The 25,670-nt window shown below is 45.6% G+C and carries 18 protein-coding genes; 5 read left to right on the forward strand and 13 right to left on the reverse strand.

Features of this window, described 5'->3' with window-relative positions; genetic code table 11:
- Positions 1–68: 68 nt before the first annotated feature.
- The 5 genes from lplT (at position 69) to GCU85_RS00705 (ending at position 4,333) form a co-directional block, all read left to right on the forward strand.
- A complete protein-coding gene (gene lplT, locus GCU85_RS00685) occupies positions 69–1,244 on the forward strand; it encodes a lysophospholipid transporter LplT (RefSeq protein ID WP_152808313.1) in 1,176 nt (391 codons plus the stop codon).
- A gap of 481 nt (positions 1,245–1,725) precedes the next feature.
- Positions 1,726–2,064 carry a PepSY domain-containing protein gene (locus GCU85_RS00690; protein WP_152808315.1) on the forward strand — a complete coding sequence of 113 codons (339 nt, stop codon included), beginning with the start codon at positions 1,726–1,728 and terminating at the stop codon, positions 2,062–2,064.
- Between the two features lie 77 nt (positions 2,065–2,141).
- Positions 2,142–2,348 carry a hypothetical protein gene (locus GCU85_RS00695; RefSeq protein ID WP_152808317.1) on the forward strand — a complete coding sequence of 69 codons (207 nt, stop codon included), beginning with the start codon at positions 2,142–2,144 and terminating at the stop codon, positions 2,346–2,348.
- Positions 2,349–2,381: 33 nt separating this feature from the next.
- Positions 2,382–3,047 (forward strand): response regulator transcription factor, encoded by a 666-nt coding sequence (locus GCU85_RS00700; protein ID WP_152808664.1) that lies wholly within the window; start codon positions 2,382–2,384, stop codon positions 3,045–3,047.
- Positions 3,020–4,333 carry an ATP-binding protein gene (locus tag GCU85_RS00705; RefSeq protein ID WP_152808320.1) on the forward strand — a complete coding sequence of 438 codons (1,314 nt, stop codon included), beginning with the start codon at positions 3,020–3,022 and terminating at the stop codon, positions 4,331–4,333. The genes GCU85_RS00700 and GCU85_RS00705 overlap by 28 nt, the downstream gene beginning before the upstream one ends.
- Positions 4,334–4,496: 163 nt before the next feature.
- Here GCU85_RS00705 and GCU85_RS00710 read toward each other — a convergent pair whose 3' ends face one another.
- From GCU85_RS00710 to GCU85_RS00770, 13 genes are all read right to left on the reverse strand, one after another.
- Positions 4,497–5,240, reverse strand: a complete 744-nt coding sequence (locus tag GCU85_RS00710) for a glutamine amidotransferase-related protein (protein WP_152808322.1) — start codon at positions 5,238–5,240, stop codon at positions 4,497–4,499.
- 137 nt (positions 5,241–5,377) lie between these two features.
- The gene (locus GCU85_RS00715; RefSeq protein WP_218110449.1) at positions 5,378–6,058 is read right to left on the reverse strand and encodes a type 1 glutamine amidotransferase; all 681 of its coding nucleotides are present in this window, start codon (positions 6,056–6,058) and stop codon (positions 5,378–5,380) included.
- A gap of 243 nt (positions 6,059–6,301) precedes the next feature.
- The gene (arsN2, locus tag GCU85_RS00720) at positions 6,302–6,745 is read right to left on the reverse strand and encodes an arsenic resistance N-acetyltransferase ArsN2 (RefSeq protein ID WP_218110450.1); all 444 of its coding nucleotides are present in this window, start codon (positions 6,743–6,745) and stop codon (positions 6,302–6,304) included.
- A 69-nt stretch (positions 6,746–6,814) separates the two neighbouring features.
- Positions 6,815–7,687 carry a protease HtpX gene (gene htpX, locus GCU85_RS00725; RefSeq protein ID WP_152808328.1) on the reverse strand — a complete coding sequence of 291 codons (873 nt, stop codon included), beginning with the start codon at positions 7,685–7,687 and terminating at the stop codon, positions 6,815–6,817.
- An 84-nt stretch (positions 7,688–7,771) separates the two neighbouring features.
- Positions 7,772–9,061 (reverse strand): molybdopterin molybdotransferase MoeA, encoded by a 1,290-nt coding sequence (gene moeA, locus GCU85_RS00730; RefSeq protein WP_152808330.1) that lies wholly within the window; start codon positions 9,059–9,061, stop codon positions 7,772–7,774.
- Between the two features lie 38 nt (positions 9,062–9,099).
- Positions 9,100–9,747 carry a P-loop NTPase family protein gene (locus GCU85_RS00735; protein ID WP_152808332.1) on the reverse strand — a complete coding sequence of 216 codons (648 nt, stop codon included), beginning with the start codon at positions 9,745–9,747 and terminating at the stop codon, positions 9,100–9,102.
- A 2-nt stretch (positions 9,748–9,749) separates the two neighbouring features.
- Entirely contained in the window at positions 9,750–10,862 is a 1,113-nt protein-coding gene (locus tag GCU85_RS00740) for an MraY family glycosyltransferase (protein WP_152808335.1), read from the reverse strand.
- 55 nt (positions 10,863–10,917) lie between these two features.
- Positions 10,918–12,144: an aspartate kinase gene (locus GCU85_RS00745; RefSeq protein ID WP_152808337.1), complete on the reverse strand. Its 1,227-nt coding sequence runs from the start codon at positions 12,142–12,144 to the stop codon at positions 10,918–10,920.
- 27 nt (positions 12,145–12,171) lie between these two features.
- Positions 12,172–14,754 carry an alanine--tRNA ligase gene (gene alaS / locus GCU85_RS00750; RefSeq protein ID WP_152808339.1) on the reverse strand — a complete coding sequence of 861 codons (2,583 nt, stop codon included), beginning with the start codon at positions 14,752–14,754 and terminating at the stop codon, positions 12,172–12,174.
- A gap of 185 nt (positions 14,755–14,939) precedes the next feature.
- Positions 14,940–15,461 (reverse strand): prepilin-type N-terminal cleavage/methylation domain-containing protein, encoded by a 522-nt coding sequence (locus GCU85_RS00755; RefSeq protein WP_152808340.1) that lies wholly within the window; start codon positions 15,459–15,461, stop codon positions 14,940–14,942.
- Positions 15,462–15,515: 54 nt separating this feature from the next.
- On the reverse strand, positions 15,516–23,642 hold the full coding sequence (locus GCU85_RS00760; protein ID WP_152808342.1) for a PilC/PilY family type IV pilus protein: 8,127 nt from the start codon (positions 23,640–23,642) through the stop codon (positions 15,516–15,518).
- Between the two features lie 109 nt (positions 23,643–23,751).
- Positions 23,752–24,795, reverse strand: a complete 1,044-nt coding sequence (locus GCU85_RS00765) for a pilus assembly PilX family protein (protein WP_152808344.1) — start codon at positions 24,793–24,795, stop codon at positions 23,752–23,754.
- Entirely contained in the window at positions 24,792–25,622 is an 831-nt protein-coding gene (locus GCU85_RS00770) for a PilW family protein (RefSeq protein WP_152808346.1), read from the reverse strand. Before GCU85_RS00770 ends, GCU85_RS00765 begins: the two co-directional genes overlap by 4 nt.
- Positions 25,623–25,670: the final 48 nt, after the last annotated feature.

Consider the following 25,670-nt stretch of genomic DNA (forward strand, 5'->3'; position numbering starts at 1 on the left):
TTTCCCTCACCCCGCAGGGTTGTCCAGCCTGGTTGCTATGCAACCAATCACCTGGGGCTAAATTCTGTATGATTTTTGTCGTTATTGCCCAATTTTTATCTGCGCTAGCGGATAATATTTTGCTCTTTCTCATTCTAGGCATACTCAAAGAGTCACAAGCGCCAAACTGGCATATCCCCATGATACAGCAAGTCTTTCTCATGGCGTTTATTATACTCGCGCCTTTTGTTGGTGCTATCGCCGATAGCATTGCTAAAAATCGTGTGATGATGGCGGGTAATTTACTTAAATTGGCTGGCGTCATTTTTTTATTGGCAGGCGGTAATGCCTTTATTAGCTACACCATTGTTGGTATTGGGGCGGCGATTTATTCTCCTGCTAAATACGGCATACTCAAAGAAATCACAGGCGAGGCGTTTTTAGTCAAAGCCAATGCGCTAATAGAAGGCTCGACCATCGTTGCCATTTTAACTGGCGTTGTCCTCGGCGGCCTGCTCGCTGATTTTGCGGTACAACAAGGTCAGTTTTGGCTGGTTATTGGACTGACTGCGAGTATTTATGCACTGGCTGCATTTAGTAATATCTATATCCCCAAAACCCCACCCGAACGGCCTCAGCCCATTCAATTTTTGCCGCTATTGAGGTCCTTTGCGCAAGATTTTAGCTTGCTTTGGCGAGATAAAACCGCACGTATCGCGTTGCTCGGCACGGGTATTTTTTATGGTGTTGGCGTTACCATGCGCTTTTTGCTCGTCGCTTGGGTACCCATCGCGCTACAAATCACGGATAATAAAACCCCTGCCATACTCAATGCCATGGTTGCAATTGGGGTTGTCATTGGCGCAGGATTGGCCAGTTTCATCCCGCTTAGATATGCAAAACGCGCTATTTTCTCTGGGGTCGGCATGGGGGTTTTATTGTCTGGGCTTATGCTTAGCCAAACCCTCTCTGCGAGTTATTTCTTTTTAATTTGCATTGGCATCAGTGGCGGCGTGTTTTTAATCCCATTAAACGCTCTGCTGCAACGTCAAGGACATCGGTTAATTGGCGGCGGACGCGCCGTTGCGATTCAAAATTTAATCGACAACCTCGCCATGCTCGTTTTATTAGCGCTCTACATCTTCCTTATCAAAGCAGGCATTAGCGTCATTAGTGTGGGGATTTTATTTGGCCTACTCACGATTGCCCTCGTCAGTGGCATTACGTACTATGCGTATCGCCACGCCAAATTATTACAAGAATAGTGACCAAAGCCCCAGAGCGCCCTAGCTATGCCGTTTAAATGATGGTGATGGTGATGATTTAGGGCGATTAATATAGCAAAAAATTAAACAATTGGGTTATTTATATTCCCATGCAAGTTCAAACTGTTAACGCCCGTTTCAGTCATGCGCCGTAACAATGAGTTTGCAACAAGATAAACCATCAAACCTTTGCACGACTAATTACAATTTACAGTCAAGCCCTACAAAGATCAATCAACCTCCATCACTGAGTGCTTAGCCATCGGCGCAGCGTCCTAGCAAAGTGCAGCTAAAAATGGGAGAATGAGCGTACTACGCTATTCTAGACTGGAACAGTCCAGAATGTATTTGAACATAAAAAAATCCAAAAAATAGGCAGCCCCTAAGTTTGCCCTAAGTATTGACGATTAAACTATACCCATAGCGTTGTAATACAGCGCTATCATTTAAAAAACAATCAATTTTTAGGAGTGCATTAATAATGAAAAATAGCAAACATATTTTAGCAGCAACATTAGGTTTAGTCATTTTAAGTGGTGCGGCGACGGCCGTGGCTTCTGATTACCATAAAAAGGATTATGGTGACAAAAATGGGCATTCAGTAATGCATTTATTGTCAGAGGTTAAAATTGATATTAATCAAGCAATGCAAATAGCACTGGATGATACCTCAGGGCAGGTTTTTGGCGTAGAGTTGAGCAAAGATGACAATCGATTAGTCTGGGAAGTTGAATTGCTTACAAACGATAGTATAGCCTATGAATATGAAATCTCAGCGATAGATGGTAAGATTTTAGACAAAGAAATCGATAACGATTAACCATTTCACGTATTGCTTATTAAAGAGTCGCCCGCTAAAAATTAGCGGGCAAACCAATCATCACAGAGAAAAGCATAATGAAAAACACCATAAATTATCAACAATACATCAAAGCTAGCTGGAAAAACTTGGCATTTAAAGAAAAGCTTTTTGTGACGACTTTAGGAACTATCCTTTTAGCCAGCGGTGTATTTCTCAGTTTATTTATTTTGATGTTTGCACTCATACTGACGACTACTTTTTCTATCAAAGCATTGATGGAAAAGCGAATTAATAAATATTGACCGTTAATATAGCGATTAATATCGGAATAAATGATGCGCATTTTATTGATTGAAGATGATTCTTTAATAGGGACCGCAATCGAGCAGGCTTTAAAAGACACGCATTATTCGGTTGATTGGGTTAGCGATGGACAGTCAGGGTTATTGGCAGCTTCTACACAAGATTATCATTTAATCTTACTTGATTTAGGGCTACCCAAAATCGATGGGCTAAAAGTCTTGAAAGAGATTCGTAGCAATCGTAATCACATTCCTGTAATCATCATTACTGCACGCGATGCCGTCGAACAACGCATTCAAGGTTTAGACGCCGGTGCAGATGATTATCTCATCAAGCCTTTTCGCGTTGCAGAGTTACAAGCACGTATCCGTGCGATAATCCGACGCGGGCAAGAGGCGAGCAGTGCAACATTAACGTGTAACGACTTGACACTAGATGCGGCCAAAGGGGTTTTGTATCAAAATGGTGACCCTATTGCACTTTCAGCCCGTGAGTTCGCTATGATTCGTTTGTTTATGAGCAATCCTGATCGCCTTTTAAATAGGAACTACTTAGAGGAACAGCTTTATGGATGGAGTGAGGAAGTTTCAAGCAATGCGGTAGAGTTTATTATCCATGCACTGCGTAAAAAACTAGGCAAAGACAGCATTAGCAACATTAGAGGAATGGGATGGATGATCAGCCGAAAACAAAGCTAAAACAATCGCTGCGACGTGAGTTAACCCAATGGACAATCATCATTACGTTGATTGTTTCTTCGGTAGTCGGATTGGTGGCTGGCACAATGAGTTATTTCGAAGCGCGCGAAGTTCAAGATGATATGTTAAAAAACTTGGCTAACTTAGTCGCGAACTCGGAGATACCAATAACACAAAAATTGGGCTACGATTATGATGATAGCATGTTTATTGTGCAAATTATTTCCAAAGAGTTGACTCAGCGCGCGGGTATCTCACCGAATTTACCCAATGGCTTCGACACGGTTCGGCTATTCGATGATCATTGGCGAATTTATGTAAGAAGCAACCAAGCGGGCCAACGATTTTTAGTCGCTCAAGAAACTGAATTACGTAATGAAATCGCTTTGGCCAATGCGTTTAGCGCGTTGCTTTCTAGTGCTTTTTTGGCTTTTTTCATTATGGCCTTGGTGATATTTATGATTACTCTGCGACTAAAGCCTATAGCGAATCTAGCGAATTTACTCGATAAACAAACAGCTGATAAATTGACCGCACTACCGACAAATAATATCCCTAGCGAAATATCACCTTTTATTGAGGCAATTAATCGTTTGCTTTACCGCACTCAACAAAGTATCGAACAACAACAACGATTTATCGCAGACGCCTCTCATGAGTTACGTACACCGTTAGCTGGATTATCTTTGTTGGTTGATAATATGGAACAAGAGAATACACCCGAGAGCAAAAATCAACAAATGAGCCTAGTGCGCCAAGGGATTAACCGTATGCAACGATTAGTTGATCAATTATTAGATTTGGCGAGATTTCAAAATCAATCTAGTCGAGCAACCAGTCAAGTCAAATTCATTTCAGTGCTGACTCAAGTAGTTGAACAATTATACCCATTAATTAATGAAAAAAATATTCACTTAACCTTGCTTCGCACCACTGACGCAGTGGTTGAGAATATCAACCATAGTCTTGAACAGCTTGTCGAAAATGCTTTGGTCAATGCAATCCGTTATATCCCAGAGGGAGGCGTCATTGAGATAACATTGGAAAAAAAGCAAAAACATCTCGTGATGACGATTGCCGATAATGGCCCAGGTATTTCACAGCATGAGCTTAAGAAAGTATTCGCTCCATTTTATCGAATAGAACAAACAGGCGAGAAAGGCAGTGGTTTGGGATTGACACTGTGTCAAGAAATCGCCAACGCTCATGCGGGAACAATTACTTTAGAAAATCATCCAATGGGCGGTTTAATTTTCCGCTATACGCAGCCTATTATTGACTCATAAAAATAGGACTATCTTTTGAAAGCCTTGCTATTTGTTGATGATAACTTAGAGACGACCGTGCTCTAAACGTAAACACTTATCCTTTCATTGCCAGTCACTACGCACTGCAAATCAATCCCTCAACCACCACTTGACTAAACGAACGCATATCGCAGGTCGAGATTTAAGCCGCGAGCCAACGCGGCAAAAATTGTGACAGCCACGCTTCAACGGCAGGCGAACTCTCTTGATAAAGCTCAATTTGTGTTTTGTAGGATTGCGCCCCAGGCAATGCTAACAAATGGGATTCACGCTGCACCCAGCAGTCTATCATCTCTCGTGTCGCCTCAGGATGAAACTGCAACCCAATCGTCTGTGGATTTAGCATAAATGCTTGGTTAGGGAAATTATCGCTCTCCGCTAGCCGCTCGCAACTTTCAGGGATGCTAAATCCTTCTAAATGCCACTGATAAAACCGCAACCCTTGTGCTGGTAACAAACTACAGTTCTGTCGGGTAGGTCGAACGTGATGACAGCCAATTTCAATCGATTCATCGGGCTTTTTCGTCACGCCAGCACCCAAAGCACGCGCCAATAGTTGTGCGCCTAAGCAGATGCCTAAATACGGCACGCCAGCCGCAATCACTGAGGGTATCCATTCAATTTCTTGTCGTATGCCGTCGATGGTTTGACAATCGTTTGCCGACATAACACCGCCAAAAACCACCACGCCCGCATAGTCGTTTGCATCGGGCAGCTCATCGCCTTCTATGATACAGCGCACATCAATATCATACCCTTGATCAGTCAAAAATTGACCAATTTTTCCCATATCACCACAAGCACGGTGCAAAATAGTCAGAATAGGCAGCTTTTCTCGATTAGCCAATTGGTTAGGCAATTGATTAGACAATGGATTTTCAGGCATAAAAAAAGGTTATTATTTGTGATAACACCATTATACTGCAAATCAGCACGCGGCTAAATGTTTTTCATGGACTCGCTTTCATAGCCTTGCTTTCATAGACTCGCTTTCATGGGGCAGCAGGCAGTACAATCAACCAATCAGACTGGCAAAAACGGATTATCATCCGGCTGTCTTGGTACTTTTGCTTGCGTCAAAAACTGTGCGAACCACTGAAAAATGAGCATAGAATCAATGGTGTTTTGCGCAAAAGATTCGGATCCGATTTCATAGCGTTTAGAAGGAAACTCATCCTGACGTACGTTTAGCAGTCCTTTGGCAAACGCTTTGGAAAATTCAGGGTGGCCTTGAATCGTCAGCATATGTTCGCCGTATAGTACCAGACCAAATTCACAGCACTTGCCTTTGGCCAAAACCGTCGCATCGGACCCTAGCGACCCCACTTGATCTTCACAAAACATCGGTACATAAAAACTTGTCGCGGCTGGCTGCATAAACCAAGCTGGCTCACAAATAGTAAATTCATGCACCCCAATCTGCCAACCGCAGTCGGCGCGTTCGACTTTTCCACCCGTTGCTTCGGCAATGACTTGATGACCAAAACAAATACCAATCGTCTTTATTTTGGCCTTATGCAGTTTGGCAACAAAGCCAATCAGTTGATTAATCCATAGCTCATCGTGTTTAACCACACTACAACGGCTGCCTGTTATCATATAGCCGTCGCACTCGTCTATGCTGTCGGGTAGAATGCCCTCATGGGCTTTATAAACCGTATAATCAAAATGATCGTCTACTGCACTGAGGTGCTTTTTGATCATGTCTGGGTACTCCCCAAACTGGGCGCTGAGCGTGGACCGAACATCGTCACACTGTAGAATCCCTATTCGCATGCTATCATTCACAAAGCTAAAAGGGGAGTTATTTTAGCACGCAAAATACAAAACACAGCTATTTTTGTGGTCTTTTTGTGTTGCTGGTTTGATTTTAAGCGCCCGTTCAATCAGTGCCTTTCGACTGATATTCCTGTAGCGTCAGTATCAAGACGCCTATTTATCCTATCGTTATTGGACGCTTTCATTCGACCTTGGGCTAATACCTAGCCCTTTATGCATGAAAATCGCCGCATCTGGACATAAGGTTGAAAATTGCGGTGTCTCTGTAATACGGCTTGGGGCCGCCGATCGAGGCCATCGCTCATAGCCTAATCGTCCAAAGAAACTATCTGCCTCAGTTGTCAGCAGATACAATGCCTTTAACTCAACCTGCATTGCCCACTTCTCAGCAAAGGAAACTAACCTTTTTCCAAGCCCCTTGTTCCTATGAGAAGAGGCAATCGCCAATGAGCGCAGCAATCCAAAATCACCACACACCTCAACCCCAATCACGCCTAACAGACTCCCCTCATGGCGTATGCCAAAAAAACAAACCCGGTTATCCTGTTGTAAATCAGCGACAGGCAAATCACATGACAACAAGAGCGCCTTAATCTCCTGGTTATAGGTCATTTTTTCCAAGGCATTACCTGAAGGCATCATATTATCTAAAAACTCCTAATTACCCAACGAATAGGGTACTCAACGAATAGGGTTATTTTCTAAGGCAGCGATGCGTTTTTCTAGCGGCGGGTGCGTGGACAATAATCCACCAAACGCCGTAATCCCAAAAGCCGCCATTCTATCAGGCAATGCCGTCGGTATATTTTGCTCTTTGACACGCATTAAGGCGCGCAATGCATTTGCCATGCTGGTTGCCGAGGTTAATTGCGCACCGCCAAGGTCGGCTTTGAATTCGCGATAGCGCGAAAACCACATCACAATCATCGAGGCAAACAACCCTAATACCATCTGCATCACCATCATTACCATAAAATACGAACCACTGGACTGCTGCCCATCACGCCCACTACTTAATACGCTGGCGATAATTCTCGCAAAGAAAAAGACAAACGTATTCAGCACGCCCTGTAGTAACGTAGAGGTCACCATATCACCATTATTGACGTGCGCCATCTCATGCCCGATAACGGCTTCGACTTCGTCTTTGGTCATGACTTGCAAGAGCCCAGTAGAAACGGCAACCAATGAGTTGTTTTTGCTCGCACCCGTTGCAAAGGCATTGGGCGCAGGCGAATCAAAAATCCCCACCTCTGGCATTTTGATACCGAGTGCATCAGATTGTGATTTGACCGTATTATAAATCCATGCCTCGACTTGGTTGCTTGGTTCGTTAATCACTTGAACGCCCATCGAACGTTTTGCCATGTTTTTCGACATCAGCAATGAAAAAAACGACCCAGCAAAGCCAAATACCGCAGAAATCAGAAACAAACTGGTCAAATTTAGCCCATTTTGTTGTAGCATGGGTTCTAATCCCAAGACTTTGACGACAACGCTAATCATTAACATGACCGCTAAGTTGGTTGCGACTAATAAGGTGATTGCTTTCATTTTGATTGTCTCATTTATGTAGTTAATATTTCGTTATCATGCGATTTTTTTTGAAAAAATCAAGCCAACAACAATTAAAATTATTTAACGATTAGGCTGAATACTCACCCATTCGCCTACCCCCACACTGCCTTGGTCTGTTGCTAACACAATCATACAATTGGCACGTTGCACCGAGCTTAGGATGCCCGAGCCTTGGTCACCCGTCGACTCGACACAGGCTTGCCCATTTTCATCGTAAAAAAACCAACCGCGCTGAAACTCGGTTCGCCCTGGTCGTTTTTTGAGTGGTGTGGTGGTTTTTGCCTTTATCGTCAAACTCGGTACTGATTGCTGACCCATCAACTGCTCCAGCGCTAGCAAAACAAACTGCTGAAACGTAATCATCACCGAAACGGGATTACCCGGCAATCCAAAAAACCACGCCTGACCCAAACGTCCAAACGTAATCGGTCGCCCTGGCTTAATCGCTGCTTTCCAAAAAATCAACTCACCCGCGCGTGTCACGCAATCCTTTATCCAGTCTGCTTCACCCACAGACACACCGCCTGTTGTGATAATGACATCGGCTTGTTGACTGGCTTCAACTAAAGTTTTCTCTATCAGTGCTTGCTGGTCTGCCAAAGTGCCTTTTTCAATCACCTCAAATCGCGGATCAGTTAATAGCGCAATGAGCATATAACGATTCGAATCATAAATATTCCCATGTGCTAAGTCACTGCCTATGGGCTGCAATTCATCACCTGTCGAGATAATGGCAACGCGAATTTTACGCACCACAGGGACTTCAGCGATGCCCATCGTTGCTAGCAGCCCAATGCTCGCAGGGCAAAGCTGTGTGCCAGCGGTCAATAATACTTCACCACGGCGCAGATTTTCGCCTTGCAAACGTATATTTTGCCCGATTTTGACAGCGGCATTTATCTCCACTGTCTCTTCGGTAGCCATTTCGGTAGCCATTTCGGTTTCCTCTTGCATCACGACGGCATCGGCGCCTTTGGGAATCACGCCGCCCGTCATAATACGCACGGCTTGCCCGCGTTGCAACGTGCCTGTAAACGGACTGCCTGCAAAGGCATCGCCAACAACTGTCAACATCGCCCCTGCGCTGCCCTCAGCCGAATTAACATCAGCAGCAATGACCGCATAGCCATCCATTGCTGAATTATCTGTCGGTGGGTGGTCGGCAGGTGCGGCAATATCCTTAGCCAAAACACGCCCTGTTGCCTGTCGCAATGCAACCCACTGACTGTCTGTAAGCGGTGATACTTTTTCTTTGATGACGGCTTTTGCTTGCGCAATCGTAATCGCAGCAGGATCAAAATCACAATGTATTGGCGGTGCTTTATTTTGGGATGCATTATTTTGAGACATAGTAATCGCTCGTTTCTCTTATTTTCTGCTATTTTATATCAATTCGTCTCTAGCCAAGCAATTAATGCTGGCATCGTTTGAAAAACGCGCGTTTGCATCGCTGGATACGTCGTCGATTGGGTTTTTTGGGTTGATACTGTTGTGTCATCGTCTTGAGCTGACGTATCGCTGGGTAGCAAGCGTTTTGCTGTCAGACACCATGCATTACCCCTATTTTCACCCGCTTCATCGCTACCGTCATCGCTACCGTCATCGCTACCGTCATCGCTACCGTCATCGCTACCGTCATCGCTACCGTTAGCGATAACGGAGACCAACGCCGTTTCTGGATACACTCGATTTTCCTGTACGACCCAATCATAGGCGTTTAGCGGTAGCTGCTCCGATAGCCGTTCGCGCGATTTCAGATAATGCTGCTTATCCGTCACCAGCATCACATAGTCTAAGCCTGCCTGAAAAAGACGCTCACTGTCTTTGCCTGGTGTATCAATATCAAAACAACGGTTTTGCTTCGCAAACAGGACATTTTTACCTAACAATTGTAGTTGTGCCATGCAATCAAACAGGGATTCGATAGTGGCATTTTTTATCGCGTCATCCGTTGCACTGACGGTATCAAAGGTCACAATGATGGGGTGATTGTTGCGCTTTTCGCTGCACGGCTCATTTGACTGCGGCGGTTGCATGCTCAAAGACCCCGCTCACAATCATCCACCCCAGCGCGTAAGCAAATGACCAATACAAACACGGGCAATACCGCGACAACAAACCAAATCAGCGGATAAGTCGCTAACAAACTCCCATAAGCCATCGGCAGCAACCAACCCACATTAATACCCAATAATAACAGACTGGCCTTGGTATGCGAATCAAAAATACGATTTGCCAACTGTTGATACGCGTGGCTACGGTGCGCTTCAAAAAGCGACTTGCCTGCGACAAACCGCCTGACAAGCGTCACCGTTGCGTCAACCCAAAATACCGCGTAGAGAATTAGCATGACCCACCAGCCCGCAGCATGTGCTTGCGTCACAACCACAAAGAGCCAAGCAAATAATACCCCCAGACTCAGGCTGCCAACATCGCCCAAAAAAACCTGCGCGCGGGGAAAATTAAACGGCAAAAACACGAAGCAACTCACTAACAAATAGATAAATACCATTAGATAAGTAGACGATAGCGGTAGTGCCTCGATCCACGTGAGGATAATCAGCGCAAGCAGCAAAAATATCGTTTGCAGCACGGTAATGCCATTAATACCGTCCATAAAATTCGTCAGGTTCACCACCCAAGTCAGCCCCAACAACGCGACTATCCCTAGCAACCAAAGCGGTATCACAACGGGTAACGCCCAAACGATTAACTGTAGCTGATCAGACCGTATTAGCCCACCAACAATCAATGGACAAACAGCGAGTATCGTCAGTATCAATTTGACTTTTGCGGTCAATTGATGCCGATCATCCAGCCAGCCTGTTATGGCCGCAATGAGCATTGCAGCCGTTATTGGCAACAATTCGGTTGTTTTATACCAGAGCATACCCCATAAAAAAACCCCTACTGCGGCAACCACGATTGCAATGCCACCGCCACGCGGTGTTGCGATTTGGTGGCTTGAGCGGGCATTGGGCAGGTCCAGCAATCGTTTACGGTGGCTATACTTAATCCAACCCCACGTAATGAAAGCCGTGACGGATGCAACGATGCCTGCAACGATAACCGCAACAACCATCTCTGTCACAGACACATTCATCAGGGTTATTGACCTTGCGTCAGCGATATGCGCAGATAAGCCATTCATCAAGTAGAGAAATTACCCAAATCATCGTCACTTGCTTATCGTATCAATTGTTGTGTTATTGCGCTAGGCCAAACCCTTTGTGCAAGGCACGAACGGCGAGTTCTAGATATTTTTCGTCAATCACCGTTGAAATTTTAATTTCAGAGGTCGAAATCAATTTGATATTGATATTTTCATTTGCCAAAATTTGGAACATTTTGGTTGCAACGCCTGCATGACTACGCATGCCGACACCGACCAAAGACACCTTGACAATGGTGTCATCGCCAATGATTTCACTGTCCCCCAAAATATCTTTGGCTTGGTGGAGAATATCAACGACACGCTGATAGTCGCCACGCGGCACGGTAAACGTCAGGTTGGCAATGCCTTGATGACTGGCATTTTGCACAATCATATCAACCTCGATATTGGCGTCAGAGACCAATGCCAAAATCACAAAGGCAGCGCCTGGTTTATCAGGGATATTCGTGACTTTAATTTGCGCCTCATCTCGGCTAAAGGCAATACCAGATACTAATGGTGCTTCCACGTCGTCGTCCTCCAAAGAAATTAACGTCCCCGAACCCGCTGTCTGCGCTGTTTCAAAGCTAGACAAAACGCGTAACGGCACATTGTATTTACCTGCAAATTCAACCGCTCGAATTTGCAGCACTTTTGACCCCAAAGACGCCATTTCTAGCATTTCTTCGAAGGTGATTTTATCTAATTTTTTTGCCTGCGGCTCAATACGAGGATCTGTCGTATAAACGCCATCTACGTCGGTGTATATCTGACATTCATCGGCTTTTAACGCAGCGGCCAGCGCAACGGCTGTCGTATCCGAGCCACCACGGCCTAAGGTGGTAATGTTGCCTACCTCATCGGTACCTTGGAACCCTGCCACGATAACAATGGTATCGGCTTGTAAATCCTGCTGGATTTTTTCGTCATCGATTTGCTTAATCCGTGCTTTGGAGTGGGCATCATCCGTGATAATACGTACTTGTCCGCCAGTGTATGAACGCGCCTTGAAGCCGCGCGCTTGAATGGCCATTGCTAGCAGGGCTATCGTCACCTGCTCACCTGTGGACACCAGCACATCCACTTCGCGCGGATTATTTTGCGTAGCAATCTCACTGGCCAATGCCAGCAATCGATTGGTCTCACCGCTCATTGCGGAAACCACCACAACAACCTGATGCCCTGCTTGTTGCGTCTTAATAACACGGTCGGCGACGTGTTTTATCCGCTCAATCGTGCCAACGGAAGTGCCGCCGTATTTTTGTACAATAATCGCCATAGTTGATACCCTTGGTGGTTACTCAATTCATCGTGCCTGTAGCAACGTATCGACCGCTGCTAGTGCTTTTTGTAATTGCTCAGGTCGTGAGCCGCCCGCTTGGGCAAAATCAGGTCTGCCACCGCCTTTGCCGTCAATGTGTTTGGCAATTTCGCCGACAATCTGCCCAGCGTGTAATCTGTCAATGGCTGCTTTGGCAACACTAACCACGAGCTTGGCTTTGTCTTCGTCTTTGGTCGCTAGTACAACCAAATCAAGGGCATGTTTATCGCGCAATTGATCAGCCAGCGCTCTAAGCTCGGCAACATCATAGCCTTCGATTAATGCCGTGATGACGTTAAATCCGTTAACTTGGCGTGTTTCAAATACCGCTTCGGTCGATTGACTCGTCAGCGCCTGCTGCTTGAGCTGTTTGATTTGCTGTTGCAGTTGTTTTTTCTCAGCGACCAATTGTGTGATTTTGCTCAATGCACTATCGGGTGTCGCTTTGAGCTCGGTTAGCATGGATTGCAACAGCGCCTGTTTTTGTCGATGGTGGTGAATCGCTTGCCAACCTGTGACGGCTTCGATACGGCGGATACCAGCGGCAACGCCCGACTGTGCCGTGACCACGATTTGCCCAATATTTCCCGTAGCACTGACGTGCGTGCCACCGCATAACTCAATCGAATGCGGCCCCATCGTCAGCACACGGACCACATCGCCGTATTTTTCGCCAAACAATGCCATTGCGCCTTTATCTAAAGCAGCGTCTTGTGACATCTGTTCAGCACTTACTGGATAATTCGCCAACACATCGGCATTGGCCAACTCCTCGATGGCTTGTAAATCAGCCGCACTAATCGGCTGGTCGTAGGAAAAGTCAAATCGCAGACGCTCATCGGTGACCAACGAGCCCTTTTGCTCGACCGTTTGTCCCAGTACACGACGCAGCGCCGAATGCAGCAAATGCGTCGCCGAGTGGTTGCGCATAATGGCTTCTCGCCGCGCCGAATCAACACTCACAGTGACCTTGTCGCCGTGGTTGAGTGTGCCTTTTTCCATATAACCATAATGCAAAAACGCGTCGCCTTGTTTTTGCGTATCCGTCACCACAAATACGGCATCATCCGTGCGAATTTCACCCATATCACCGATTTGCCCGCCTGATTCGCCATAAAAAGGGGTGCTATCCAAAATCACCACGGCATCGCCCTTGTGCACCGAGGATACGGATTGAAAATCAATGAATATCTCTGACACCGTGGCTGTTGCCTGTGTCTGCTCATATCCTGTAAATTCGGTTTTGACGGTGGTTTTGAATGACTGCTCGCCCTTAAACCCACCGCTGGCTTGGGATTGTGCCACTTGTCTCGCCATCGCGGCTTCGTAGCCTGCCATATCGACTTGCAAATTGCGCTCACGCGCAATGTCTGCGGTCAAATCAACGGGAAAACCATAAGTATCGTATAGTTTAAACAGGGTCTCACCCGAAATCGTATCGCCCGTCAGGGTCGCCAAATCGTTTTCGAGGATATCCATCCCTTCACTTATCGTGCGCCCGAAGCGTTCTTCTTCGCGGCGGATTTGTTCTTCGATGCGAATTTGATTTTCAGCAATTTCTGGGTAAGCAACCCCCATTTCTGCGACTAGCGCCTCAACCAACCGATAGAAAAACGGTTGTTTTTGCCCCAATTTATAGCCATGACGAATCGCACGGCGCATAATACGACGTAATACATAGCCACGACCCTCATTAGACGGCACGACCCCATCGACCAACAAAAACACCACCGAGCGAATATGGTCAGCGATGACCTTGAGCGAATTATGAGACAAATCGGACGTATGCGTTGCTTTACCTGCTGCATCGATGAGGTTTACAAACAAATCAATTTCGTAATTAGCATGCACGCCCTGTAAAATCGCGGCAATCCGCTCTAGCCCCATGCCCGTATCAACCGATGGCTTAGGCAGCGGCAATAACTCGCCGTCCGCTTGGCGGTCGTACTGCATAAACACCAGATTCCAAATTTCGATAAATCGATCACCGTCTTCTTCGGGGGTGCCTGGTGGCCCACCCCAAATATGCTCACCGTGGTCATAAAAAATCTCAGAACACGGCCCACACGGCCCTGTATCACCCATTTGCCAAAAGTTATCCTTTGCGCCGATGCGTGAGATACGATTCTCTGGTACGCCGATTTGCTTCGCCCAGATAGCAAACGCCTCGTCATCGTCTTCAAACACCGTTATCCAGAGTTTTTCTGGGGGCAATCCAAAGGTTTCGGTGACGAGTTCCCACGCAAATCGAATCGCGTCTTCTTTAAAATAATCGCCAAACGAAAAATTACCCAGCATCTCAAAAAACGTATGATGGCGTGCGGTATAACCGACATTTTCTAGGTCATTGTGTTTACCACCTGCGCGTACGCAGCGCTGAGCGGTGGTCGCGCGGCTGTAGCTACGCTGGTCTTGCCCCAAAAACACGTCTTTGAACGGCACCATCCCCGCGTTGGTAAACAGCAATGTCTTGTCATTGCCTGGCACCAAAGATGCACTCGGCACGATGGTGTGTCCTTTGTTTGCAAAAAAATCTAAAAACGTCTGCCTAATCTGTTGACTGCGCATAAAATTCGATACGTGGGTAAATTAAACGCCCATTGTAACAATTCTAGCGAATAAAGGAATAGCTAACCGCGCTTAAATCACCGCTAAATGCAAATTTAAGCCCTACAGAAAATGATTTAAAAATTGCATTGTAGAAATTGCAACAAAAAAACCCGCCGAAGCGGGTTAGCTGTTAGGAGACAAGCTTAGTTCCAGCAATGATAGCTATCGTTTAGATTTGGAGCAGCATAGTTGGGAGGGAGCGCATTACCAGGGCTTGTCACCGCCGCATACTGAAAGCCATCGCTGTCCAGCGATATAATCTGGCATGGGTGCCTGCCTTGTCTGGCGTTTGGTGTTGCTATAATGATAAATTGATGCCGCGCTAAGTTGACTTGCATACCATAGCCCCACGCGCGTCCGTCGCCTGGATAACCACCACTCCCGTCTGCGTTCAAAGGAATATTCCAATCATTTGGTAAAAAACCGGCACGGGTTGTACAGTTAATATTATATCGATTACAAATCGCGTAGTTTTTCTCCAGTGCCAAGGCGACCTCTTGCATTTTGGCGGTCATCTTTTTCAGGGTGACTTTGCGCATGTAGTTTTCATAGCTGGGGATTGCGATTGCCGTCAGTATCCCGATAATCGCGATGACAATCGCGACCTCAATTAGGGTAAAGCCTCGCACGGAGGCTTTGTTTAGGTTTGTTGCTTGTTTACTCATTTTTGTTTCCTATAATTATTCGATTGTTAATGAAACGCTACTGCCTACTACCTACTACGGTCTGTAGACACGAATCCAATTGGCTTGACCAGCAGCGGGATTTTTCAACATATGACATACAGACCCCGCATCGCAAGCTAGTCCTCCACCAACCCTAGGGTCGCCTAACGTCCCACCGCCACCTGGAGTTTGGCCAATTTCATAGGCGTCTTCGACATCAGTAAGAACACATTCTCCTTTACTATTGATCGTACACACACTACCTAGCTGGGTATTGACCTCTTCTGGATCAACTTTACTAACCACATCCTTTAAATCTTTACCCGCGGATGAGCCAAAAAACTGAACCACATTATTCGTCCGAACAATCGAGTAATTTGTGATAATGGTATTTGCAATCCATTTACGCACGGCCCCTGTGTTACCATCCTCGTTTACCGCATTATCGGTGCTGGTAACAAAGGTGGTATCATCGTTTGGCGTGAGCCCAGTCTCCCACTCAAATACATACGCATAGCTTTTCCCGCCTGCAACACAAATACTGAAACTCGGCGTAATCGCATAAAATGAGACCTGATCGCCCACGAAAAATCCATTATTGATGATTCGCTCCCCACGTTCAAACAAGTTTATGTACCAACCGCTTTTATTGGTTCCACGCCAATCCGTTTTTTCTCTCTCGTCAGCGAAGACAAACACCTCTTCTCCATCTATTTGTGTGGTTTTCGGGTTATCTGGCGTACAAAGCGGATCCTTAGTCGGTCGGGAACTGTCTTGACAAGTGTCTTTGGACAACTTACGCTCCAGCAAGTTAGCACGTGTCAACGTATCAGAACTAATGCTAGCCGGGTCATCGAAAATCGCATAAAAACTGTTTGTGACACCCGACAAATCATCACTACGCTCTAAGAATTTACCTGTACCGACAAAGATTAATACGCCGTTTTGTAGATCCCCACTTTCAGGGGCGTAGTTAAACCGTTTTGCCAGTGGTTTCGATGTAATCGCCTGTCTGACCTTGCTATCATCTTCCATTGTTGTAAAGACAGTGCTATGGTTTAGGCTGGTCGGCAAACGAACATCAATGCGGTATAGATTACCGTACAGATCCCCTGCATAAATTGTATCTGCCTTACCATCAGAGCCAATATCATTTGAACTTCCGACAAAATAATCAAGCACTAATGGTGTTGACAAACCATTCGCCTCTCCTGCTGTAATCGCTGATCTTAACCCCTGCGGTCTATCAGTAATAGCACGACCTGGATCAAGGATAATTTCATCTACCAACGAACCATCTTCGATATTAATAAGGAATAGCGAAGCTACACTTCCTTCCTCACCATCTTGAACAGAGGTACTATCGCCTGTGCCTTGAGCATCATCATAACCATTAGCCATTACGACAACCCATGTGCCATCTGACAATTGCGTGATAGTCGGCTCTGGGAAGGTGTAATATAGATTTTCATAGTCGGTACCTGGGATACCGCCTTCGATTTCCCACATTGCGGTGATACCGTTAGGTGAAGAAGGACTATCGCCGATTTCTCCAGGATTCGTAATATCGATAGCATACAATCCCCTGCCACCACGACCTGTCGTGCCAACAAGGACCGTTTTCCACTCATTATTGATTTGGACATCAGCAGCCACTTGCTTACCATCGACTAGGAACTTGTGACAGTCTGCATCGCTATACTCAAATAAATCAAATCGTCTTCTCCGTTGGTTATTACAATCATAGCCAGGCGTCGCAATGCGACTGATTTTATTGGCGGTTGAGTTCAATACTAATGCGTAAATTTCCTCACCTGTCAAGGCGTCAAAGGCATGCACCATACCATCATTGGCACCAACATAAACCATTTTTCGTCGATTTTTATTGCCATCATAAAAATTCTTGTATCCTGGCTGCTGGCTATTGCGCGCAAGGTCAGTTGGCGCACCCACGTAGACCAAAGACGAGCCATATATATCGCCCAAAATGTTGTTTTCGGCATCGCTGTAATTACTGCCACTAAGTGCTTTTCTTGGTCTAAATGCACCGCCTTTATCTGTCTCGTTGCTGTCATCTCCACGCAACCAATTCGCTAATGAACTCACATAACTATCATCGCCGCCCAAAACTGCAGACTGGATTCTATCGGTTAGTAGCTTATTTTTCATTAATGGACTGCTCAGCACATTTCCTGCACTAAACGCTGCAGGACCTCTGATTATACTGCCTTCAGCATCCTCAGGTTGAGATAAAAATTGTACGTTTCGCGCACCATGGCTGCTTGCGCCATAGTATTTATTTAGCAATTCTCCTGCACTCCAAAATGGTTCGTCGGTATATACATTACCATTTCGAACGCCGCGCATAAACCCGTATTCATCAATTCGATAGACACGGAGATCACCTGCCCACCCGCAAAAGTCAAACCAAGCGGTAAACGAATAAGTAAACTCACCAGTCACCGCACTGGTTGGTGCAGTACTTGACTGTAAATAGCGTCTGCCATTTTCACAGCTGAAGTTTGAAGACGGCGCTACTGTGTTGACATTCATGTTATCAAGCATGTAGTCTAGCCCCTCGTGGGTAATATTATGCAATACATAGTAGTTTTGTTTTCGGTTTGGCTGACCTGCTTCAACCGCATGCCACAGCGGCGAGCGTAAAAATGCCTCTGTATCCGTCGTTAAGAATGCATAACCCGAATCAACCACATCCGTTTCATCATCGGGTGTTGGATCGGTTGATGCAGTTGTCATCGTGCTACTATCAACAACGAGCTGAAGTGACTCGGTGTCTGCATGAGCCATGATGTAGCCTGCTTTGACGTTGTTGCTAGTACTTGCTGCCAGCGGCTCAACAATCACATCAAGCTTTTCATCTGCATTCACACGTATTGTGTATTTAACGACGAAATTACCTTCAAAGTTACTGCCTGCCTCTTGTTCATTGTAGGTCACGATAAACTGCATGGCAGGACGACCTTCGTTGATACTTTCATCCATATTGCTAGGCGCAAGCAAACGCAAGTTATCATAGACTAACCGTGGGATGGTTGGATTGCCAATTGTATCTTCGAAATCATAGTCCAAACGTCCTTCGTCCGTAAATTTGTTATAGAATTGATCATCGATGATGAGTGGCTCACCGTCGTTGGTAAATCCTTCACGTGTATTGTATTCATACACCATCTCAAATGCCGCAATTCGGTTTGTTGGGTTATACGTATCACCACCAAACTGAGTTTGCGCCACTGGAATAAACTCAATATATTCATCTGCTAATGCTTCTTTGAATAAAGAATTTTTTCGGTATTCAGAACTGTTTTTGGCGTTCTCAGTATTACCTTCTTCATCAATAACTTCTCCGTCAGCTTGAGATAAATCCATCTCTTCTAAAGGTTTTTTCGGAATACGTATACGTGGCAACGTGTGCTGCGCCTCGACCGCCATGAGACGCACGCCCTGAATATCCGCGAGCGGATCAACCAAATTCTCAGAACAGCCGTCATTATTTTGACCCGCACTACCTTGGCAATCTGCAGAAGGCTCACCACGCACGCCATCCTCTTCATCTTCATAAACATTATGGACATCGCCGCTCAACCCATCGAAATGTTTCGTTATATCAGCGACATAATAAGATCCGCCGCTAGATATTCCTTTGCGATATTGTCCATGCATGTCTTTATTTTTAAACTTAAATGATACATAGTCTGCACCTGATGCACCAATCAACACATTACTTTTTTCAATCTGAGCTACCGCTGTTTTTCCGAAGTCTCCGCTTTTAACTAAATTCCACGTCGTATAGGGATCTTGAGGATCTGGAATATCGATATTAAAGATATCGTCATTATCAAAACTGCTTCCCGCTACATTGTAAACCAGCTGCATCGATTCAGAGCAAGCGCCATATTCCTCGATTGGGTCGCTTGTCCACCAGCGTTGACCATTTCTTTCTTCTTCAGCAACAGGAAGCTCAACGCTGATACCCATAAAGTCAACGTAGTATTCGGTATCAACAGTATTACTGCCATTGCCGTTGTTATAAAAATCATTGGTTGGTGTTGCTCGAGTATCTTCGCCTGGATCAGTTACACCAGCTTGACCAGCTTTATCCCGGAAGTCTTCTTCACCAGAAAAGTAGCGTAGACCTTCTAACAAGTACTCGGCATTCGGGTCTGCAATATTATGACAATTACCACGATTCTCCCAATTGGTTAGCGGTGCGCTACCTGGCGTGATACAACTTTGGTTATAGGCGATACTATCGACACTGCTATTATCCCTATTGCGCCCTGCTTCAGACGCAACACGCAGGTTATTGATTGTATCTATGATTTTGCCTCTATCCCCGCCAATTTCTACCCGCAATACACCTCCTTGATCTGGGTTACTATAACTCGTTGTCATTAGCCCCCAAAGGAAGCCCGAACGGTCAATCAATCCTGTCACATTATTGCCTGCACACGCACGAGTGAAACGAATATCACGTCTAGCCGTATTACGGAACCTTTCATTCCCTAAATCCAGCTGGTCACCAGCAGAATCAAAGTCATTCTGCAAGTTATCATTACCAGAGTTATCACCGCCTTCATTCGTGCCATCGATTAAGTCTTCGATGTCGGTCACCTCATCAGTCGCCTCGGTGCATGCCAGTGCTTGTTCAGTATAAGTGATTTGCTGTGCATCAATCATCGCCTGCAGGTCGATAAGCTGTTTTATCCAATTAACGGCTTCTTTTCGTTTATCAGCAGGTTCGTCAGGGTCAGTATAAGCAGTAATACTATCTGGCGCCCCTGTTGCGGCCGTTGTTGTTGCTTCAGTGCTATTGCCTGGTGTACATTCACCTGGATCGACAGTACCATCTTGCGGACCTTGTACAGTCACTTCAGGCAGATCTCTATCCCCTTCATTATAAGTACATTCCACATAATTTCCTGTGGTATGCGAGCTGGGCGTGAACGTATATCCAGGTACGACTGGCGCAGGTATTGTGCCGATTTGATTGCCTGCAGTGATCATCTGCTGTGGCGCCTTGGTCGCATCAGTCCAGTAATCACCAATAGCCACACCATCGATTGTTGGTAAAGGAGCAGCGTTTAAATCTCCCTGTGCATTATCTCTTGCTGTCTGCGCATTATCTCTTGCTGTCTGCGCATTATCTCTTGCTGTCTGCGCATTATCTCTTGCTGTCTGCGCATTATCTCTTGCTGTCTGTGCATTATCTCTTGCTGTCTGTGCATTATCTCTTGCTGTCTGCGCATTATCTCTTGCTGTCTGTGCATTATCTCTTGCTGTCTGTGCATTATCTCTTGCTGTCTGTGCATTATCTCTTGCTGTCTGTGCATTATCTCTTGCTGTCTGCGCATTATCTCTTGCTGTCTGTGCATTATCTCTTGCTGTCTGTGCATTATCTCTTGCTGTCTGCGCATTATCTCTTGCTGTCTGCGCATTATCTCTTGCTGTCTCCGCATTATCTCTTGCTGTCTGTGCATTATCTCTTGCTGTCTGCGCATTATCTCTTGCTGTCTCCGCATTATCTCTTGCTGCCTGCGCATCATTTACCGCTTGTTGCGCCGCTGCAGTCTCTGCTGGCGTTGCACTAGCAGGCAAATTATTAAGGGCTGTCTGTGCATCCGTCAGCGCAGTTTCTGCCGTGCCTAAAGCAGTGTCTGCAGCCGTCAGCGCCGTTTCTGCCGTTCCTAAAGCAGTTCCTGCATCCGTCAGCGTCGTTTCTGCCGTGCCTAAAGCAGTTCCTGCATCCGTCAGCGCAGTTTCTGCCGTGCCTAAAGCAGTGTCTGCATCCGCCAACGCAGTTTCTGCCGTGCCTAAAGCAGTGTCTGCAGCCGTCAGCGCAGTTTCTGCCGCGCCTAAAGCATCCCCTGCATCCGTCAGCGTCGTTTCTGCCGTGCCTAAAGCAGTGTCTGCATCCGCCAACGCAGTTTCTGCCGTGCCTAAAGCAGTGTCTGCAGCCGTCAGCGCAGTTTCTGCCGCGCCTAAAGCATCCCCTGCATCCGTCAGCGCCGTTTCTGCATCCGTCAGCGCCGTTTCTGCATCCGCCAAATCAGACTCTGCATCCTGCAAATCCTGATATGCTTGCGTATCCTCTAAGGTGACCGCAGCAAGTTTATCGTACTCACTTTTTAACCAATTTTGTAACTCGGTCTGTGCATCAATCAAATTTTGTTGTGCATTTCTTAGCGCTGTAATATTTGCCGTGGTCATAGGCTCGGCTAGTGCATTGACTAGCAAACGGTAGGCTTCTAATTCAGTAATTAATTTTTCTTTCCTAGTATCAAATTCTGTAGTATCTAACACACTAGATAAGCTTATTGTCGTACCTACAGGAAACTCGAAATTTGTGACACCCAATGAATCCAATGCATCTTTGTAAGCATCCAATTCGGCAAACACGGTCTGCGCAAATCCGCCAGGCGTTGTCGCTGCTTCAATTGTATTAGCAAAAGGAGCGCCTTCATTCCCTACATCTATGTTGGTTTTGATAATTTTGTCAACATTGACTAAATTATCACGCATTAAATATTCTTGAATACCTGGAATCCCTTTTGTTGCATCTAAGTCTTGATAAACTCTATCGGCAATTTGCTCTAATAAATCTTTTTTTAAGTTCTGTAAAGCTTGTAAAGTTGTCCCTACTTCTTCGGTGTCAATATTCCCATCAGAACCACAAAGTTCCTCTTTTACACCTTCATAATGCTCAAGCTTATCTTCGGCTTTCAGTAACTGTTCCTCAGCGTCTTGAACGGCGTCTATGATGTCATTAATATCACTTTCGATGGCACCAACTAAGCCGACAACCAATTCTTTTTCGCGCTCACAATCAACTTCGAGGCGGACACGAAAATCAAAAAAACCATCACCTGCATCACACGCACCAACAGAGTATCCACTGCCTGCCGCTGCCGCTGCATTGGCAACCCAACATCGCGCTTCGTGCATCGGTGCGGGCACAGAGCCCCACTGCCATGTGTTGTGCGAAGTATTTGCTAGCACACGCAAGGTCGGCTTGCGATCATCAGGCAAGTCTACCGTCAAAGACGACGCTGAAGTTTGCGCATTATCAAATGCACGCACAGTAGCGTTCGCAAATAGCGTGTGATTTGTGCCATCTGGGTCTTTGAATGGTGTTAAATGCGACAACCGCCACGTATTACTTAATTTAAGGAATAATGCTTCATACTCTTCTTGAGTAATTGGATCATAATCGCTGAAATCCCATGCCAAATTAAGATTATCGCTTTCAATTGGAACACCGTCATCATCCACTTTTTTGGTAAATGGACCACCATTATCTGGATTTTCAGGGTCACACTCTTGGTAACTCGGCACAGGATTTAAATTTATGTCATAAGCTTCTGTTGGATTTTCAGGGTAGCATACGCTCTCTGGATTGTTATCTGGGTCTGCGTTAATTTCACCGCTGGCATCTCCAACAACAAAGCGTGATGAATTTAGATTATAGCCAATTGTCCAGCCATGGCTGTCAGGCGGAATCTGCGCACGCTCTAATGCCAAGGGGCTTTTGGGACCTGGGTCAACAGTAGCATCTGAAGAGGGCAGTGAGGTCATCGTAAAGCCATCATCTGGTTTTTTCCCGCCATAAAGTTGGAAACGCACCAAATCCATACGTGACATGGTGATATAATTGAGATAATTCCCACTCCACAACCCATCGGGATTATAAGCTGGCGAATTCTCATCGGAACCTGCATTACAGTGATAATAACCAACAAGCTCAATATCATCTTCAGGATTATCGTTGTTGTTTATATCAGCATCCCCATTGATTAAAGTGTCTCCGGCATTGATGGACTCCTGCGTCGTCAACGGCGTTTCTACTAACCCTTGGATAACAAAGCCATCATTTGCACTGTCATACTGATAACAAATATAAGGATTAAAGTAGCCACGGTACTCGTTGCGCGGGTTAAACTGTCCTTCAACCTTGGGGTATTCCCAGTCTGTACCCGTTTGTGTCAATGATACGTTGTTAAACGCACTTTCATACATCGCGTGCTCTTTGGATACATGCAGCAAAACCAGTCGTTCACCCGGCTGATCTTCTAGCTCTAATGGCCAGTCTGGCACCTCAATCGCCAGTGCCCACGAGGCGCTAAGCCCTAAAAATAGTCCCGCTTGTTTTGCTAATTTGTTCATTGCACCCTTCCTATATCTTTTGAATACCATTTCAACTGTTAGTTTTTTGTTAATCTGCTTATTATGTTGATTATTGCGTAGCGAAAACACCACTCAAATCGTCTCTATCTTATTCGATCGAAAACCTTATGGCTCTTGTCATAAAGTTTGAACGCGTACGATCATTAACATTCGGTTCATCTGACTCTATAAATCCACCATAACCTGTGCCTGTAATTCGGTGTATATAAACTACAGGGTCCGATCCACTAGAGCCAGACCCTGTGTTAGTAATCATTAGCTCCTCTGTCCCTGCCCCCGCTCCTGTTGATTCATTGCGCGTTGTCGTCTCTAGCATATACTCTGGCAGATTGGCTTGACCAATAAAGTTCTTGTAATCATGAATATTGTCATCTACTGCACCAATATCGTCGAAACTCTGCTGGTAAACATTGCCGACCTGATTTCTCAGCAGTATATTATTATCGCCGATTTTACCACTCGCCACACAGGCCCCGCCTTGACAAGCAACACTTGACTCAAAATCCACCCATGCTAACGAAAACCAAGAGGCCAGATTATTGGCTGTGGTAAATGTTGTGCCTACTTTACTGCCGCCACCACTAAGTATTAGTGGACGATCACGCAAAAATGGACGGCAATGACCCTCGGTATTAACTGAAAAATCAACTACCCCACTGACTGCATCGGCTGCAGACACTTGCCCTAGTCTTAAATTAAGCGGCACCCCATCGGCGCAAGCCAAAGAAGTGTTGTCAGGCACAAAAGCACCCGTTAATGCCGGCAAGCCAATCAAGGTAGAGAAATACTCTGTCATCGGTTTATCTGTCGCAGGGAGCTGGAGGGTTGACTCAGCAGATTTTGCGCTTAGGGTTGCCCACCCAACGCCGCCACCACCATTATTGCTCGCTGGCGGATTAATTTTTGCGCGCAAAATATCCAGTGTCGTCTCCACATCTCTGACGACACTCTGATTGGCAAGATCAGCACGGATGCGGCTGTCATTAATTTGAGCAAACTTAGTTGCCTGCCGCGTTACCTGCGCGGTAGTCACCGTCAGCGAAGCCAAAATCAACACCATGACCATCGCAACAAACAAAACTATGCCTTGCTGCTGTTTTGGCATAGAGAAATTTTTATTTATTTTTTTCATAGCAATCCATTCTCCACATTAACACTAAATACCACTTGCCGCCCTAACTTACCTGCAGCAGATGCCGCAGGACTTTTATCTAATGCCTGAACACGTGTTGCAATATTATCTTTGGTCGAAATTAAGTCTACTTCGACTAAAACTGAACGAATTTTATTCCGTTTATTGTCACCCCCACAATCAATTTGCCCGACTGCCAAATAAGCCTGTAGCGTACTTAACCCCCCCGCAATACCACCTGTACAGTCTCCAGCCTCCACTCTATTAAGATCTACTAAATAACGAAAGTTAAGCTGATCAATGCCGCCGTCTATAATGGTGACAGGCGTTGCATCCTCGTCGCCGTTTGCAAAACCACCCTGACACATCAGACTATTTGTTGCGGGATCTACAAAAAATTCAGAATAACCCACCCGCCCATCGACGACACTTGCCCCTGCACAGTGCTGAATATCATGCTCATCATCTCCTATAAAGTAAATACGCAATGCATCTTGGCCGTTTCTCGTCATTGGCTTAAAAGGAAACTCCGCATCGAGATCATTAAGGGGGCGCACTTGGTTAATTTGATCAATCGACCTTGCCCAACCTTGTGTTTTTCTTATCTCAGTCAACGGGCGATGGCCTACTTTTTTTATCTCTGCATTAAAGAAATCATTAACAAAAGCGGCATTTTCCTCTATTTCATTGAGTGCACTCACTGTCCGGTAATTGATGTGGCTGCCATCAAACATTTTAAGCAACATGGCAACGACAATCACTCCAAGACTGAGCGCAATCATCAGCTCCAGTAATGTCAAACCCATTTGTTTTTTTATTGATTTCATTTTCTATCTCTGTTTATCATTTAATTATAAAATTCAATTATAAATTAA

Origin of the sequence: Ostreibacterium oceani (assembly GCF_009362845.1) — a bacterium.
GTDB lineage: Bacteria > Pseudomonadota > Gammaproteobacteria > Cardiobacteriales > Ostreibacteriaceae > Ostreibacterium > Ostreibacterium oceani.